The 15,374-nt window shown below is 67.9% G+C and carries 13 protein-coding genes and 3 pseudogenes; 8 read left to right on the forward strand and 8 right to left on the reverse strand.

All coding sequences use genetic code 11. The annotated features are described in order from the left end of the window. Positions 1–244 precede the first annotated feature (244 nt). The 5 genes and pseudogenes from AB0I94_RS32175 to AB0I94_RS32195 form a co-directional block, all read right to left on the reverse strand. Positions 245–2,758: a Helicase associated domain protein gene (locus AB0I94_RS32175; RefSeq protein ID WP_363313245.1), complete on the reverse strand. Its 2,514-nt coding sequence runs from the start codon at positions 2,756–2,758 to the stop codon at positions 245–247. 434 nt (positions 2,759–3,192) lie between these two features. Continuing rightward, complete coding sequence (locus AB0I94_RS32180) at positions 3,193–4,041, reverse strand: alpha/beta hydrolase (RefSeq protein WP_363313246.1); 849 nt, start codon at positions 4,039–4,041, stop codon at positions 3,193–3,195. Positions 4,042–4,057: 16 nt separating this feature from the next. Next, entirely contained in the window at positions 4,058–5,164 is a 1,107-nt protein-coding gene (locus AB0I94_RS32185) for a mannose-6-phosphate isomerase (protein WP_363313247.1), read from the reverse strand. Then, entirely contained in the window at positions 5,161–5,883 is a 723-nt protein-coding gene (locus AB0I94_RS32190; RefSeq protein ID WP_363313248.1) for an SDR family oxidoreductase, read from the reverse strand. Before AB0I94_RS32190 ends, AB0I94_RS32185 begins: the two co-directional genes overlap by 4 nt. A gap of 712 nt (positions 5,884–6,595) precedes the next feature. Beyond that, positions 6,596–6,847: pseudogene (locus AB0I94_RS32195) on the reverse strand (transposase); the annotation flags it as partial. Between the two features lie 315 nt (positions 6,848–7,162). Here AB0I94_RS32195 and AB0I94_RS32200 point away from each other — a divergent pair. The 6 genes and pseudogenes from AB0I94_RS32200 to AB0I94_RS32225 form a co-directional block, all read left to right on the forward strand. Then, positions 7,163–7,264, forward strand: a pseudogene (locus AB0I94_RS32200) (IS5/IS1182 family transposase); the annotation flags it as partial. Between the two features lie 40 nt (positions 7,265–7,304). Beyond that, positions 7,305–7,538: a hypothetical protein gene (locus tag AB0I94_RS32205; RefSeq protein WP_363313373.1), complete on the forward strand. Its 234-nt coding sequence runs from the start codon at positions 7,305–7,307 to the stop codon at positions 7,536–7,538. A 41-nt stretch (positions 7,539–7,579) separates the two neighbouring features. Further along, positions 7,580–7,852 carry a hypothetical protein gene (locus AB0I94_RS32210; RefSeq protein ID WP_363313249.1) on the forward strand — a complete coding sequence of 91 codons (273 nt, stop codon included), beginning with the start codon at positions 7,580–7,582 and terminating at the stop codon, positions 7,850–7,852. Between the two features lie 134 nt (positions 7,853–7,986). Next, a complete protein-coding gene (locus AB0I94_RS32215) occupies positions 7,987–8,388 on the forward strand; it encodes a hypothetical protein (protein WP_363313365.1) in 402 nt (133 codons plus the stop codon). Further along, a complete protein-coding gene (locus tag AB0I94_RS32220) occupies positions 8,307–8,486 on the forward strand; it encodes a hypothetical protein (RefSeq protein ID WP_363313250.1) in 180 nt (59 codons plus the stop codon). The genes AB0I94_RS32215 and AB0I94_RS32220 overlap by 82 nt, the downstream gene beginning before the upstream one ends. Positions 8,487–9,191: 705 nt before the next feature. Beyond that, positions 9,192–10,247 carry a type II toxin-antitoxin system Phd/YefM family antitoxin gene (locus AB0I94_RS32225; RefSeq protein ID WP_363313251.1) on the forward strand — a complete coding sequence of 352 codons (1,056 nt, stop codon included), beginning with the start codon at positions 9,192–9,194 and terminating at the stop codon, positions 10,245–10,247. Positions 10,248–10,364: 117 nt separating this feature from the next. Here AB0I94_RS32225 and AB0I94_RS32230 read toward each other — a convergent pair whose 3' ends face one another. From AB0I94_RS32230 to AB0I94_RS32240, 3 genes are all read right to left on the reverse strand, one after another. Further along, entirely contained in the window at positions 10,365–10,967 is a 603-nt protein-coding gene (locus tag AB0I94_RS32230) for a hypothetical protein (RefSeq protein WP_363313252.1), read from the reverse strand. A 312-nt stretch (positions 10,968–11,279) separates the two neighbouring features. After that, positions 11,280–11,501, reverse strand: coding sequence for a hypothetical protein (locus tag AB0I94_RS32235; RefSeq protein WP_363313254.1), 222 nt, complete (start codon positions 11,499–11,501; stop codon positions 11,280–11,282). A 521-nt stretch (positions 11,502–12,022) separates the two neighbouring features. Then, positions 12,023–12,844 carry a DUF1963 domain-containing protein gene (locus AB0I94_RS32240; RefSeq protein WP_363313256.1) on the reverse strand — a complete coding sequence of 274 codons (822 nt, stop codon included), beginning with the start codon at positions 12,842–12,844 and terminating at the stop codon, positions 12,023–12,025. 238 nt (positions 12,845–13,082) lie between these two features. On the opposite strand from AB0I94_RS32240, the gene AB0I94_RS32245 reads away from it, so the two are divergent. Next, entirely contained in the window at positions 13,083–14,021 is a 939-nt protein-coding gene (locus AB0I94_RS32245; RefSeq protein ID WP_363313257.1) for a DUF1963 domain-containing protein, read from the forward strand. 420 nt (positions 14,022–14,441) lie between these two features. Further along, positions 14,442–15,207 (forward strand): annotated as a pseudogene (locus tag AB0I94_RS32250) (hypothetical protein). Positions 15,208–15,374: the final 167 nt, after the last annotated feature.

A 15,374-nucleotide genomic window follows, 5' to 3' on the forward strand; every position in this document is an offset into this window, starting at 1 on the left:
CGATATGGTCCCGATGGCACTCGGAGCGATGCTGCAGCAAGCGGAGTTGTTCTAGCGATCCTTGCCTTTCTCGCCCACCGGAAGACTCTCGCTCCTGAAGCCCGTGCTCGCCATCGTCATCCGCGGCGACTCAACTAAGTTGCCGTGTATCTGTGTACCGGTCTCTGGCCGTCATGCCGGTGGCGCAGGCGTCCGAGCAGATGGCCGGCCGCGAGGGCGGCGACAACGGTGACGACGGCGGCCATCACGACCATCGCATGCCGATGGCGGACAGCTGCTCCGTCCGCTCCGGCGTCAGCGTCGCCGCCCTGCTGCGCTGATTCCCGATCCAGGCCCCCAGCTTGTGCTCCCGCTCCTCCTGGTCCTCGCCGACGATGATCCGCTCGACGTGTTTCCTGGGGACCTGAAGATGCCCCTCACGCTCGTAGAACTGCTTGGCGGCCTCGTAATTCATCGCCCATTTGTCGGCCTGCGTACGGCGCGGCTTCGGTTTCTCGTCCTCGCGGGCGGGCTGGATGCCGAGGACGTGTTCGCACATCCACTGCTGCACGGTGGTGAGTTGGTCCCATCCGAGCCGCACGGACTGCACCCAGCGCCCGAGATCCTCGCCCTGGTGCAGAACGTCGCCTGCCGTGGTGGGCAGCGTTTTGCCCGTGTCCAGGTGCATCCGGACCAGGTGGAAGCAGCGCTGCCATGCCACCGGCCACGAGGGGCACCAGGACGCGTCGATTTCCTCCAGCTGCTCGCGCCGCGTATCTGACAGAGCCCCGGCCGACGACTGAACCGGCAGTCCTTCGGCACGCCGCTGCTCGATCTCCTGCGCCTTGCGGGCGGCGGCCCGCGCGTTCTTCAGGAAGATGCCCACCTTCGCGCCTTGGAACGTGGCGTCCAGCGGGGCCAGGAGGTGTCCGTGTTCGGCGGCCCATCCTCGCGCGGCGGCCAGGCCCTCCTCCCACGCGACGTCGAAGTGCGACCAGATCATGCCGAGCTTCTCCAGCTGCTCGACGCGGTCCTCGTCCATCTCGCCGCGGGCGTAGAACCGGCGCGCGTCGGCGGTCCACTGCCCCAGCGGGAACCCGGCGAGCGAGGGCGGCCACCCTTCGCCTTCCGCCTCCTGGTCGTCGACGGCCGGGACGCGGAACGTGAACGGGACACGGAGATCGCCGTGTTCGCGGGCGTAAATGACGGCGGCTTCCACGCCGCGCCGCCAGTGCTCGTGCTCGGGGTTGAGGACGCGCAGGTTGATGAACGCGGCGAGGGCGGCCGGGTCGCGGGGCGTGGAGAACTTCAGCAGGGCCTTGGCCGGCGCGCTGACGCCTGAAAAGCCCTCCCCGCTCCCACCCGCGCTGATCCCGCTCTCGTCCTTGCCCACGGGTGTATAGCGGCTGGGGGCCTGCTGCTCGGCCAACTGCTCCACTACCCGGGTGTCGTGTGCCCGCAGCGCTTCCAAGAGCTTGGCCAACCCGCCGTAGGCCCGGGAGGTGAGCATGTTGTCGGCTGTCTCGCCGGGCCCGAGCAGCACAGGCACGACCAGGCTGGCCATCTTTCCCTGGCCCGGTTGCATCCGCAGCGCCCGGCCCACCGCCTGGACCAGGTCCGGCATCGAGCCGCGCACATCCGCCCAGTACACGGAGTCGCAGTTCTTGGTGTCGACGCCTTCGCCCAGGACCTTCACCGAGCACAGGAAGCACTTCTCCACGACGGTGCCGTCCGTGGCCATCCCGGCGGCGAACTCCCCAAGGAGCCGACGGCGGTGGAGTGGTTTGTGGTCCCCGCACAGCCAGTTGGCCCAGATCGTCTTGGGGTACAGCTCAGGGTCGCTGGCGTGCAGCTGTGCGGCGACGCCGGGGAGGCCGGCCGCGAAGGCTTCGGCCTCCTTCACCATGTGGTGGAAGATGAGCGTGCGGTGGAAGCCTTCCTCAGTCGATGCTTTCACCAGGGCGGTCTGCAGAGCGGCGAGCCGGGCTCCGCGGACCTTGGCCGAGCGGCCTTCGGCGCCCAGGAGCTGTGCGGCCTGGAGCGCGGTGTCGGTGACGTCCACGCATACGACCTGGTACGGGGCACAGATTCCCCGGTCGATGGCCTCCGAGAGGGTCAGGGTGTAGGCCCTGCTGCCGAAGGGGCCGTTGGGGTCGTCGTCCATGCTCGCGACCAGCTCGCCCGGTGCGCCGGCCTCGTCCTCGTCTCCGAGCTGCCACAGCCGGGGCGTGGCCGTCATGTACAGACGGCGTAGCGACGGGATGCGGGTGTTGTCGTGCACGACCGCCCACGGTTTTCCGATCCGCCCGGAAACCCGGTGGGCCTCGTCCACGACGATCAGGTCCCACGCCGCCAGACCAGCGGCGTGCGCCCGCTCCAGCGTGCCGAGCCCGAGCGAGGCGTACGTGGCGTACACGGTGACCTTGTCCAGGCCCCGCGTCCACTCCACCAGCTCGTCCACGTCCGTCGTGTTGGGGAAGGACGCCTCCTCACCCCGCAGCGAGGACACCCCGATCATCGGCCCCCGGCGGCCACCCTCACACCATGCGGCCTCGGTCTGAGTCAGCAGGTCCAGCGAGGGCACGAGCACCAGCACACGGCCCGCGTGGAGCTCCTCCGCGCTGCGCACTGCCACCCTCGTCTTCCCGGACCCAGTCGCCATGATCACTTGCGTGCGGAGCCCTTGCTCGGGCACCAGTGAGCCCGCGGGCACCTCGAGCGCACGCAGGACCGCGTCCACGGCCTCTCGTTGGTGGGGGCGGAGCCGCTCCACTGCCATGGTGTTCTACCTTCTTTCGCAGACAGCAGCAGTCAGCATCCATCATCGGGACCGCCAGTAGGGCTCACCATCACTTGCCTTGAGGCGATGGGGTGAGTGGGTGGTGGGGTGGTAGTGGTTGCACAGCAGTGGGTTTGGTCTTCCAAGCGTGTTTCTGCGCGGGTCGGTGTGCGGATACTCGTGATCGCGTCGACTGTCATGAGTTGACTGTCGACCGTCGTGGAGTGCCTAGCGTAGGCAGTCCCTTTTCCTCGCGCGCGCTCCCGGGTGGCAGCGGGTCTGCTGAGGCGCCAGCTCGCGTGCCTTCCGGATGGAGCGGGTGTCCCCATTTCATCGCGTGCTGTTGACGTCGGGCCGTCTTCGGCCCGAGTAGGTCCACGGGCTGGTGGTGTACTGGTTGGCTCCGTAGGCGAACGGCATGTCCGGCTGCCGGTTCATGCCTTGCTCCGGTTATGGGTGTGGAACTGCGTGACGACCTGGTTGAACTTTTCGGGCTCGTCCAGGAACAGCGCGTGACCGCTGTGTTCGAAGAAGACGGACTGGGCTCCCGCCACGTGCTCGCCGATCCACGCGGGCCCGCGCCAGTCGAACACCTTGTCCTGCCGGGCGACCAGTACGAGCGTGGGGAGGTCGAGGGTGGTCAGCCAGGAGCGCCAGTCGGCGCGCGTGTGGTCGGCCATCAGGGTATTGCGCACGGAGGGTGGGCACTTGGCCATCTCCGCGAGGAACATTTTTCTCTCGTCCTTGTGTGGAGATGTCGCCATGATGGTCTCCAGTTGCTGACGGTCCTGGCCGGCGGGGTCCGCGCTCACCTGGGCCTGCAACGCTGCCAGGGAGGCGTCGTCGAAGCACGTCGCATGGGCGTACTTCCAGTCCACGGCGTAGTACTGGCGCGGGGTCTGTTCCACGAACACCGCGGCCGCCACCCGTTCGGAGCCGAACAGCTCCAAGTAGCTCCAGATCACGGGGCAGCCCAGCGACCACCCCAATACCGTGGCCTCCCGCAGGTCGAGAGCCTCCAGCAGGTCGTGCAAGTCTGCGGCCAGGCGGGCGACCCGGTAGCCCCGGTCAGGCTTGTCGGAGTCGCCGTGGCCTCGCAGGTCCGGGGTGACGACCTGGGCGTGTTCTGCGAGAGCGGGGACGTTGCGGTCGAAGAAGCGGCCGCTGAAGGTCCATCCGTGGATGAGGACCAGAGGCTTGCCCGACCCCTGCTCGCCGTAGTGCAGCCGGGACCCGTCGTTTGCCGTGACATAACCCATGAGGTCCTCTCTTGGCGCGGCCATCGGGCGACCGGCTCCTTCAAGGCGCCCCAGGGAGCGCGGAAAGGGTGTGCGCGCCCGCTGCCAGGGAGCTGATCTGGGCAAGGGTGTAGTCAGCGGCGAGCAGCGGGGCACGGACGTCGCGGCCGAGGTCGGGGAGGTAGCTGAACAGGACGTCGGCCGGCCCGGTGATCTCGACTTCGCCGCTGACGGCGGGCAGCAGCAGGGTCTCGGCCCGGTCCAGTTCCCCACTCCAGTCGCCGGTCCGCACGCGCACCGGCGCTCCGACGTTGGTGAGGATCTGCGCGGTGGCGAAGGTGTGGCGCAACGGCTCGCCGGTCCCGGCGGTCCAGCGTTCGAGGGCGAAGTAGTGGCTCGCGGTCAGGAAGACGCGTTCCACCCCGTCGCCGACGGCGATCCGCAGGCCGGGAGCAAATTCCGGCCTCGACGCCAAATCCACCTGCCGCATCAGCATGTCGAGATTGGCGTCGAACTGCTCGTCGTCCACGGGGGAGCCATCCTCCATGTTCCAGCGCATTGCGTGCTGCTGGACGTCGGAGCTCTGCTCGATCTCGTAGACGAGGGTGCGGGGACCGAAACTGTGCAGGGTCCCACCAGGCACGTACACCGTCTGCCCTGCCCGGACCGGCAGGCGGCGAAGCACACGGTCGAAGTCCTGGGTTTCCAGCGCGGCGCGCAGCTGGTCCGTGTTCACGTCTTGCCTGACGCCGCACAGGGCGGTCGCCCCCGGGGCGGCGTCGAGGATGTGCCACGCCTCGGTCTTGCCGTTGCGTTCCCCCTCCAGGCACTGGGCGGCCCTGTCGTCCGCGTGGAGGTGGACCGGCAACGCGCCGCTGGCGTCGATGAACTTGGTCAGCACCGGGAAGTACTGCCCCGACCAGCCTGTGCCCATCAGTTCTTCGGGGTGGTCGGCGACGATCTGGCGCAGCGACCGGCCGGCCAAGGGGCCCTCTCGTACCACTGCGACGCTGCCCGAGACGTCGCTGCACTCCCACGTCTCGGCGATGCTCCACTCCGGAAGGCCGGCCTTTCCCAGATGGCGGGCGATTGCCTGGCCGCCGAATACCAGCGGCTTGGCGAGGGCGGTCAACCGCAGCGGGTACAGAACGGTGGCTCGTCCGTTCACAGGATCGGCTGTCCGCCGGTGACCGCGATCCGGGCTCCGGAAACGTAACTGGCCTCGTCGGAGGCGAGCATGACGTAGACCGTCGCCAGTTCGGCCGGCTGGCCGGGACGCCCGAGCGGGACCTGCGAGCCGAAGCTCTCCACCTGCTGCGGTGGCATGGTCGCCGGGATGAGCGGAGTCCAGATGGGGCCGGGTGCCACGCTGTTGACGCGGATGCCCTTGGGGCCGAGCAGTTGGGACAGCGATCCGGCCATGTTCGCGATACCCGCTTTGGTGACGTTGTACGGCAGCAGTTGCGGCGGCGGGGCGTCGGAGTTCACCGAGGTGGTGCCGATGATCACCGAGCCCGGTCGCATGTGCGGGACGGCGGCCTTGGCCAGGTGGAAGAAGGCGCTGATGTTGATCGCGAGGGTCCGGTCCCACTCCTCGTCGGGGATGTCTTCGAGGGAGTTGCGGGTCATCTGGAAGGCGGCGTTGTTGACCAGGATGTCGAGGTGACCGAATTCCTTCACCGCTGCGGAGATGATCGACCGGCAGTGCGCCGGATCTGCGACATCGCCGGGCATCAGGACGCATGTGCGGCCGGCGCTCTCCACCCATCGCTGGGTCTCCTGGGCGTCCTCGTGCTCGTCGAGATAGGAGATCAGGACATCCGCGCCTTCCCGTGCGTAGGCGATCGCTACCGCACGGCCGATGCCGCTGTCGCCGCCAGTGATCACCGCCGCTTTCCCGGCCAGTCGGCCTGACCCGCGGTAGCTCTGCTCACCATGATCAGGGCGCGGCGTCATTTCGGAGGTAACACCGGGCGGAGTCTGCTGCTGACGAGATTCGGACATGATGCTTTCCAGAGCTCTCGAGCTGGGATGTATGTGCCTAAGGGCCGCGGCAGGAGAGGAGAGGCAGGGCGTGCAACTCCTCGCGGGCGCTCGTGCGCCCGCATGCCCTGCATTCATGGTCGCCCGCCGTCCGACAGCCCGCCAGTGGAGGGAACAGCGCTGTGGGCGCCGGCGTGACACGGCCGTCCGAGGCCTGCTGGGCGAGGGCGGTGCGCAGGTTCTCGTACGCGCGCAGCTGCGCGTCGCAGTGCGGCCAGGTCGCGCGGCCTTCCAGCAGTCCGGCGGCGTTTCACAGGACACGGTGGCCAAGGCGTGCGGCGTGCTCGAGTTCCGGGATCTCGGTGGCGGCCGCGGCGCGAGTGATCTGGCTGTGCCGGACCACGAGGCGGATCAGGTGGGCGCGCGCGGGATCGCTCTCGATGTTGCGGACGGCGCGACGGGCGGCCGCATCGAGGGGACGGGACAGGACGGAGACGTACACAGGATGAGCAGCATGAGCGGGGCGGCGACGCCGATGGGCACTCCCCAGGACATGGCCCGGACCCCGGCCACGATGCTGATGAGCGCGCGGTTTGTTTGGTTTCGCCGGGTCATGCCAGGAGACGGTGGCCTCACCGGTGAGGCGGCGGGCCATGAGGTCGGTCATGGCCAGGCGAATCATGGCTTCAGAGCGGGCGGGCAGGGTCTCGTAGTCGCGGACCAGACGGCGGTGGAGCATCAGCCAGCCGTAGGTTCGCTCGACTGCCCAACGCTGGCGAGGGCGGCGGCGTGCTCGACAAGGTGCTTGGGATAGCCGCCGTCCGCCGTCGCCCCATGCTCCGCGCAGGCCGGGATGGGTAGCGGCGACCTGGTGAGCAGGTGGGTGCCGACGACCGGACAAACACGCTTACGTCTTCCACCGGACGGTCACCTTCGCCTCGATCCGGCCCTGGCTCATCAGCGGCAGAACGAAGACGTCGGGAAACGGCCTGCGACTCGGAAGACACGCCAAGTCGGCCTGGCGGGTCGAGCCGCCGCAGCAGGGCGCTGGACCTGGGAGGTGGTCTACGGATACTTCATCAAGTGGCGGAACGACGGGGTTTTCGCCCAGCTCACCGGTCTGCCGGGAGAGTTGGTGCGGCAGCAGGAGGGCCGCGCGGCAGGGCTGTCGGTCTGCTTGATCGACGCCGACAAGAAGGCCGTCGGCCGCAAACGCAGCATCATCACCGGCTATCTCGGCCTGCTGTTGGCGGTCCTGGTCAGCACCGCGAGTGTGCAGGAGCGACCCCAAGTGGTGGGACAAGACCAAGGAGATCGCTGGCGGCATGGTCAGCGACACCTGGAGTTCCATGAAGTGCGGTGCCGCGCTCGCCGCGGCATTCGCCCCAGGCAAGGCCGCCTTCAAGGTGATCAAGAACGCCGGCGGCGTCAAGAAGGTCCTTGCCACCCTCGCCGGCGTGGACACCAAGAAGGGCGCCATGGCCGCACTCGGATCCGGCGGATCTACGCTGTTCGGGATCAAGTCCATCAAGAAGGCCTGCTATGACGGCCTGAAGTAGACGTCATCTCTTCCCCTGATTTCTTCCCCTGAGGGATTGCTGTGCACACCCAGAACACTGACGCCGCGGGCCGACGGATCGTCCCCTGGCGCGGGGCGGTGATGCTCGCCTTCGGCTACGCCGTCTTCTACATGCCTCTGGCCTACTTCATCGACCACCCGATCAGCCTGCACTGGTTGATATGGCCCGTTGTGGCAGTGGCCGGCCTGACATTCGCCGCTGACTGGAAAGGCATCGGCGATCGCCTCTGGTTCGTCAGGACGATGTTCCTGCTCATCGTCGTGGTTGCGATCATCGGCGCCGTCCTGTCCTGATATCAGACCACTCGGCATCATCTGCATGTGGTGGAGCGTGATCACCGCCATGCGCTGCCCGTCGTGCCAGGTTCCAGGGCGGTGATCTCCCAGCGGCCGTCGCGCGCGCAGAGCGGGAGATCGTCAACGCGATCCTGTACCAGGCCCGGGTCGGCTGCCAGTGGCGCCATCTTCCGCACGACTTCCCGCCGTACACCGCCGTGTACTACTACTTCTACTTCGGGCTGTGGCGCGACGACGCCACCGACCAGACCATTCATGACCTGCTGCGCTGGCAGGTCCGCGAGTCGAAGGGCAGAGGCGAGGACCCGTCCGCGGTCGTGATGGACTCCCAGACCGTGCACGTCTCGCTCAACGCCCCGAAGAAGACGACCGGACTGGATCCGGGCAAGAGGAACCGGGGCCGCAAGCGGGGTATCGCCACCGATGGCTCGGTCTGCTCATCGCCGTCATCGTGGTCGCCGCGAGCATGCACGACAACGCCATCGGGATCACGCTGCTGGACAAGGTGGCCGCCGACAACCTCGGAGTGGTGAAGAGCTGGGTCGCTGCCGGGTTCAAGAACGCCGTCATCGAGCATGGCCGGTCGCTGGGCATCGAGGTCGAGGTGGTATCGCGTGATCCGCAGACCTAGGGGTTCGCCCCGCCCCCGAAGCGCTGGGTGGCCGAGCAGACCTTCGGCACCCTCATGCTGCACCGTCGGCTGGCCCGCGACTACGAGACCCTGCCCGCCACTTCGGCGTCCTGGGTCCGCTAATCGATGACCGACGTCATGCCCCGTCGGCTCACTGCCATGACGGCTCCCACCTGGCGCGACCGCCCTCCGTCCGCTTCCCCGGACCGGCATGAACAAGCGGGAACAAGCATGCAGGAGTTCCTGGAGCAGATCGAGATCCGTGAGGCAGCCGGCCGTGACCTCGCGGACCGGCTCCGCACCCAGATCGCGGAGCTCACCGCTCAACTGGCGGCTGCCGAGGGGGCTTTGGAGCGACTGAGGATCACTCGGGAGACCATCCTGGCTTCCTGCTGCCCGAGTGCCTGTTCGCCCACGTCATCGCGGGCCCCTACCCGGCAACCGACCGGCCCGGGGTGCGGGGGCCCGGCTGGTCTGCCTCGCCGTCGCCGTCGCCGCGCACGCGGTGATCTCCCAGCTGATGTAGGGCGGTTTCTGGACCGGCGTCCACGCCCTGCGTCGACCCAGCTCCGAGGCGGTGCGGAGATCGGGTACTACGGCGCTGACATCGCCGAACTCCTCCTCGCCGCCGGCCTGGTGGCCATCTGGCATCCCGCCTCCTCGGCCGGCCCGACCGCCGCGTCGCCGCGAGTAATGTCCCCTCGTATGGACAACGTTGAACTGAGCGACGCCATAGCGGACTTCGCGGGTCTCGTCGGTCGCGTCGAGGAGACCGGCGAGCGGGTGTGTGTCATCGACGGCGGCGAGCCGACGAGTGTGCTCCTGCCCGCGGCGGAACTCGCCGAGCTGGAACACTTCGCCCAACGGGGCCACGGCGGCGCGCGACACCGGCCCAGATCCAGATCAGGGCAGGGGCACCCGTTCGGCCCGGACCCGCAGGGCCCGTACATTCGGTACGTGCACGCTGACGGGGGGCGGATGACCTTCGTGCGGGACCGGGTGGTCGTGGCCGAACTGAGGTCCGTGGCGGAGCTCGACTGGCTGGAGGACAGGGCGCGCACGGCCCGCCAGAGCTACATGCCCCCGAAGCAGGCAGCCGCGTTCGAAGAGTTCCTCGCCCGCCAGGGCCCGGCGGGCGACGGCGTGGCGTGGATCGCCGGCAGTTGGCAGAACCAAGAGCCCTTCACGGAACTCGTGTTCATCAAGGGACCGACCGCTGAGGACGTCGCCCTCGCCTACGGGGCCGACGCGCAGGACATCGCCAACGGGCTGCTGCTCCACCAGGTCGAGGAGCGGGACGCACGGGAGGGCACCGACGACCTCACCCGCGTGCTGGCCTTCGGGGAGGAGAACGGCTGGACGTGGCTGGGCTACCACGACTTCGACCATGCCTTCTCGCGCTCCCTCGACCCGCCTCCCGAGCAGCAGATCACGCTCAGCGCGACCATGGCCAAGGCCATCTACGACTTCAGCTACTTCGAGGACGGGGTGTACCAGAACCCCTTCCCGATCGAGGACGGCGCCGAAGACCGGCGGGACATGTACGAGCTCATCTGGTACACCCCGGGGGAGGCGCCGTTCGCCCCGGAAGCGCCGCTGTCCTTCCTCAACCTGCACCTCCGTATCGCGGAGAAGGCAGGCAACTGGACGGACAACATCGCGCTGTTCTTCGAAGGCCTGGAACGGGCCTTCGGCCTCGCCTTGCCCCGGGACGCGATCACCTCCGGGAACGTGCGCTGCGCCCGTCCGGCCCGCCGCTGAATCAGGCGGCGCACAGGGTCCTGAGGACGACTGCGATCTCCCCGTTCGTCGGCGGACTGCAGCCGGTGCTGGGTCGACCAGCGGACTCGAGAGCGCCGTGCCCAGATGGCGTTTCAGTCAGGACCCGCTGGGGGCGGCGTCGAACAGGGGGTTGAGCGGATCGCCCTGGTATCCCACGACGAGGCAGGTAGCGGCGACCGGCCCCTGGGAGAGGTGTGCGAGCTGGGCGAGGGCTGCTGCCTCGGACGGCAGCCCGGCCGGATCGAGGCCGAGCGCCCAGGCTGCACGGTCGCGCCGCTGGTCGAAGTCCGGCACATCTTGTCGGTACTCGTCAGCGACCGACTGGAGTTCTTCGGCTGTCCGTCCGGGGGCATTCCGCCACCACGGTGCCACGAGACACAGCCTGACCAGTTCCGGCAGTCCGAGAGCCAGCGGTCCGGCTTCGCCGTCGAGGCTGACGTACACCACCGGGCGTTCCTCTCCGCCTTCGCCGACGAAGCAGAACGCGTCCCCTGAGCCCGCCCGCGCGAACTGTTCCAGCCGCGCGCCGGAGGCGAGGCGAACTCCGTCCACCAACTCATGGTCGGCTGGATCCGTCGCGTCGAGGTCCGCGACCCCGGCGAAGAACGCGACGACCTCCTCGTCGGCGCAAAGGAGAGGCAGCAACGCATCGGTGCGGGCAGATGGACCGGGGCCTGTCGGCGTATTCGATGCGCTCACCCGGCAACCGTAACCGGGGGCAGCCGCGCGTGATGGTGAGTTCGGTGAACACTTGAGGGGGCTCGGCCGCAGAAACGTCGGCGAGTTCTGGCAACACCAGAGCTCGTCAGGGCTGAGCCCGGGCGTGTGATGTGCGTGGAGGCTCGCAGCACGATGTCCGGGCCTGTCCCGGGCTACGAACGGATGCGGGTGCGTTGCCGCTCCGGTCGCGCTCACACACCTGCGCCACGTCTCAGTGTCGTTGAAGAAGCCGCCCGTGCGGCCAGGACAGGGCAGGGTCGCCGCCTGCGCAGGCTCGGGTGCGCGGGGCCATCAGCCCGCCCGGACCAGAAAACGCTGGTCTGCTGCGCCGGTGCAGTGTTCCTCGATCACCTCGGCGCTCGCAGTGGTGTCGTTGTCGACGATGCCGATGCACCCGCTGCTCGTGGCCGGACGCATCCGGAAGGTTCCATCAGTGGGTTCCAGGCGGAAGGAGGTGCCTTGCGCACGGTTCCGGCGGGTTTCGAGTATGCCTTTGAGGTGGTCCTCGCCCATGACCGTCAGGCATCCCTTTCCCATCTGGGGGTGGTGCCACTGGATGCGGTAGAGCCCGGCGGCACCTGCCGGTTCGAGGTAGGCGCGCGGCGGGGGCCTGGGTACAGGCCTTCTTGCGTCGGTGAGGCGGTGACTTGCGGTGGCCTTGCGGCCCGTGATGATCACGGGTCGTCGGGGTCGTCGGGGTCGTCGTCCAGGCCGGCGAAGACGAGGTCGGCCAAGGCCTCGAGTCCGGCCCCGCCGGAGGCCGACCGCCCGGCGTACCGGGTTGCAGGCCGTTGCCAAGGAGTGGGCGCGAATGATTGAACGATGACAATTTGCTCGATCCGCAGCGGACACGTACAACTCGACAGCGGCCCTGGACGCGAGCAGAGCATCACCATCGCCGCCAAGCACGCGGCCGGTGAGGTGCTCAGAAGGGCCGCGTTCCCTCTGTCCCACTCTGTCGGACACGGCAACAACAGCAAGCCCCGACAAGGGCCGACAACCCGAATTACTGTAGGTGTTCTGTCCTGGCCCGGTTAGGGATTCCAATAGACGGTGGTGAATGTGCGGTCGAAGCGACGGGCCGCCAGGTCCGCGCGCTGGATTCCCCACTGCACGTCCGCGCCTTCCCGACCGCTGATGTCCGGGTTCCAGTGGGCCAGCAGAACCCAGTCCTCGACAGCGCCCGACACCGGCTCACCGCCGCCCCACCGCCCCCGGTTTGCCTGACGCACGGCACGCTGCGCGACGAATTTCAGCGGGTCCGGGTCGGAGTCCTCCTGGTCCGCGTATCCGCCGATCTGCAGATGCCCCCTTCTGTCAGAGGCGTCGCACCAGACAATGACCAGCTCGTCAGCGTGCGGAAACCCGGGAAGTGAGTGGTACGGCAGATCCGGTTCGGCTCTGGCTCTCAGCTCGCCCTGCGGGTAGGAATCGACGATCTTCTGGTAGTGGTCATCGCCGGGGTAGCCGTTCCAGGTGTTCTTGTCGCGTTCCTCCACCGGTGTGCCGACCGGGACATAGATGGCCTGGCCGTAGTTGCCGTCGCCGTCCGTTTCATCGAGTGAGGCGAAGAGCAGCAGGCGTCCGTCGGGCGGCAGAGGGAGGTCCGTCGCGGCCTTCGGCAGCGCGGCGAAGTCGACGGACGCGAGGTACGGGTGCTCAGGGTCCTGGATCTCGGCGGGCAGCAGCAGCGGCCCGCCGAACCTGCCCGCGACCGGCCCGTCTCCGTCACCGCTGAGGACCGCGCAAGGCCGGACGTAGCCGATCCATCGGTCCACCTCTTCGGCCGGCAGCGGGTCGATGTCCTCCCACGGGTACCCCTCCTCAACTGCTCGTTCACGAAAAGGAATCAGCATTTCTCGAAGCTCAATATCCGTCACACCGGCGACTGTAGTTCCCGCCACCGACAACCCCGTGGCCTCCGGGACAACGAAGGCTTCGGTCAGGTTCGGGGAGACCCTGGCGAGGGCTCCGCCCCGGAGGTCGAATGCCACGGGTCGTACATTCGTAGCCGTCCGCGCTGCCGATCCAAGGTCCGCTCGAGGCGTCTCGTAGGCCCCGCAGTGGGGGGAGGCGCAATGTGGACATGCTGACGTGGATGATCGAGCGCAGCCGGGTTGGGAAGGGTTTACCTTCATGGGCATGGATCATCAGGGGGAGTTTCGTCGGGCAGCGCTTGAGTTGGGCATCCCGGACGACGAGATCAGCAGATTCAGTCAGCACCTTCGCTTGTCGATCGGGTTGTCCGGGGTGGGCGGTGGTTCTCCGGTCGGGCAGTTCGGTGGGTTGCCCAGGCTGCCGATGGGCATGAAGTGGCCGTCCGCCGGGGACATTCTGTTGCCGTTGCTCTTTTCCGTCGATTGCGGGGCGCTGCCGAGAGTCGACGGCTTCGACCTACCGGCGGACGGGACACTGCTCTTCTTCGTGGACCAGGAAAAGGACCATGGGGACAGTTCCGGGAGGTACGCGCGAGTCGTGTATGTACCGGACGGCACTGAAACCGCGGTCGCGGAAGCCCCCAGCTCCGTCTGTGTCCGCGAGCAGCTCGGCCTCTGCGCCGAGCTCAGAGCCGAACTGCCCCTTTGGCTCCAGGAGGGCGAGGACGAGGACTGGCACGAGTACTGGGAGGATCTCGATTGGGAGGACATGTCGCCCTTCCAGCAGCAGTTGGTCCGGTACATGGAGCGTGACCTGCCGCACCTGGACGAACTTCGAACTCTGGCCTACGGCCTCTGGCCGTCTGGCGCCTTCGTCGTCATCGGCGGGTATGCCGATGACGAGGTGATCAACAGCATCGCGGAGCAGACCCTCGCGGGACGCGAGAAGGCAGGTGAGATCCCCGCCATCCCGATCGCGAAATGGTATTCCCACCTGGAGAAGGAAAAGCACCGGCTGACGAGCGAATGGATATCGCTCGCCAGTGAAGCCCGGGCCTACGAGGAGTACTACACGAGTTTTGTGATCCGCCACGACGACCTGGCCGCCACTCGGGTGGGCGAGGCGCTGGCCGTGACCGGTTTCAAGGCTCCGTGAATAGGTTCGACGCACCTCTGCAACGGGGAGGGCTGCTGAAGGCTGTTGCGCAAGGAGCCGGCCGATGTCGAGGGGCGGCCGGCTCGGCCGGAGGCCGCCGAGGCGGTCTTCGGGGAGTGGGCCGAGGCAACGGAAGGCGGCCGGATGCCGCCGGGCATCATGGAGCCGGAGCAAGGGGAGGCAGTCATGCCAACTCCGAAGGCCGGGAACCCGTTGTGAGGCTACGAAGAAGGTAACGCGGGGGCGGCGGCATCGGCGGCTTCGGCGGTTGGATGCACCTCGCCATCATCCGCACGAGGCGAAGATCCTCCGATGCCCGATCGTGATCCACGGGTGCACAACCCGGTATGGACCCCGGCTGTCTGAAAGGCGCCGGAGGAGGGCTCTCCGGCGCCTTTCGGTACAGAGATCGGAGATCAGGTGGGCAAGGGAGTCTGGAGAGCTGTCGTGGCCGGTGGCGCGGCGGCGGTGTTCACGGGCGTGGCCGCGGTGCCGGCCGGGGCGGCCGAGGGCGGGGTCTCCTTCACCCGCGTCCAGGTGAACGGCGGCAAGCCGATCGTGATCGGGGTGTCCAAGGAGGTCGCGGTGCCCACCTCCTTCCGGATGGCGACCTCCCACAAGTGGAAGTGGCCGGCGGTGTTCCTGTACCGCGGCAACACGGGTGACCGACTGTGGCACGCGGTCGAAACGAGCGACTGCCACGAGGTGAGCTCGGGCGTCTGCGACTTCAACGAGACGATGTACTTCGACCCCAGTGTGTGGGACATGCGCAACAGCGAGGCCGGAGCCTGGAAGGTCGGGGCCGAGGTGTTCTTCAAGGGCGGCGGCGGTGACACGGACGGCAAGGGTCTGACCGCCTACGTCAAGCGCAACTCCCGCCTGAGTGTCAATGCCGCGCCCGAGCCGGTGGCCAAGGGCAAGACCATCACCGTGACCGGCGAGGTGACGCGGGCCAACTGGGAGACGAAGAAGTACGTCTCCTACGGAAGCCGCCTGGTGAGCCTGCAGTTCAAGGCCAGCGTGAGCCACCTCCTACACCACGGTGAAGAAGGTGCGCGCCAATGGCTCGGGTGATCTCAAGACGACTGTGAAGGCGTCCAAGACGGGCGCGTGGCGCTGGGCGTACTACGGCAACACCACCACCGGAGCGTCGACTTCTGCCACGGACAACGTCGTGGTGCGGTGAGAACCCGTCCTGCCTTCTGAGACGGGCCTGAGCGGGTCCCCTCGTACGATCGGAGGCCGGGCCCAGCGACGGTCAGTGCGCAGACGGCTCCAAAGATGAGCCCTCAGCCCCGGTGTGACGGCGTGTGCCGACCATTTTGTGACGTGCGCGAATACCGGGGGCCGTGT

The sequence above is a fragment of the Streptomyces sp. NPDC050147 genome, assembly GCF_040660195.1.
Taxonomy (GTDB): domain Bacteria; phylum Actinomycetota; class Actinomycetes; order Streptomycetales; family Streptomycetaceae; genus Streptomyces.

Coding starts and splice junctions, on each gene's coding strand:
- AB0I94_RS32235 (WP_363313254.1), bottom strand. CDS start 11,501: ATGGGCGAGGACCACCTCAAAGGCATACTCGAAACCCGCCGGAACCGT.
- AB0I94_RS32225 (WP_363313251.1), top strand. CDS start 9,192: ATGGACAACGTTGAACTGAGCGACGCCATAGCGGACTTCGCGGGTCTC.
- AB0I94_RS32205 (WP_363313373.1), top strand. CDS start 7,305: ATGGTCAGCGACACCTGGAGTTCCATGAAGTGCGGTGCCGCGCTCGCC.
- AB0I94_RS32180 (WP_363313246.1), bottom strand. CDS start 4,041: ATGGCCGCGCCAAGAGAGGACCTCATGGGTTATGTCACGGCAAACGAC.
- AB0I94_RS32240 (WP_363313256.1), bottom strand. CDS start 12,844: ATGCTGATTCCTTTTCGTGAACGAGCAGTTGAGGAGGGGTACCCGTGG.
- AB0I94_RS32175 (WP_363313245.1), bottom strand. CDS start 2,758: ATGGCAGTGGAGCGGCTCCGCCCCCACCAACGAGAGGCCGTGGACGCG.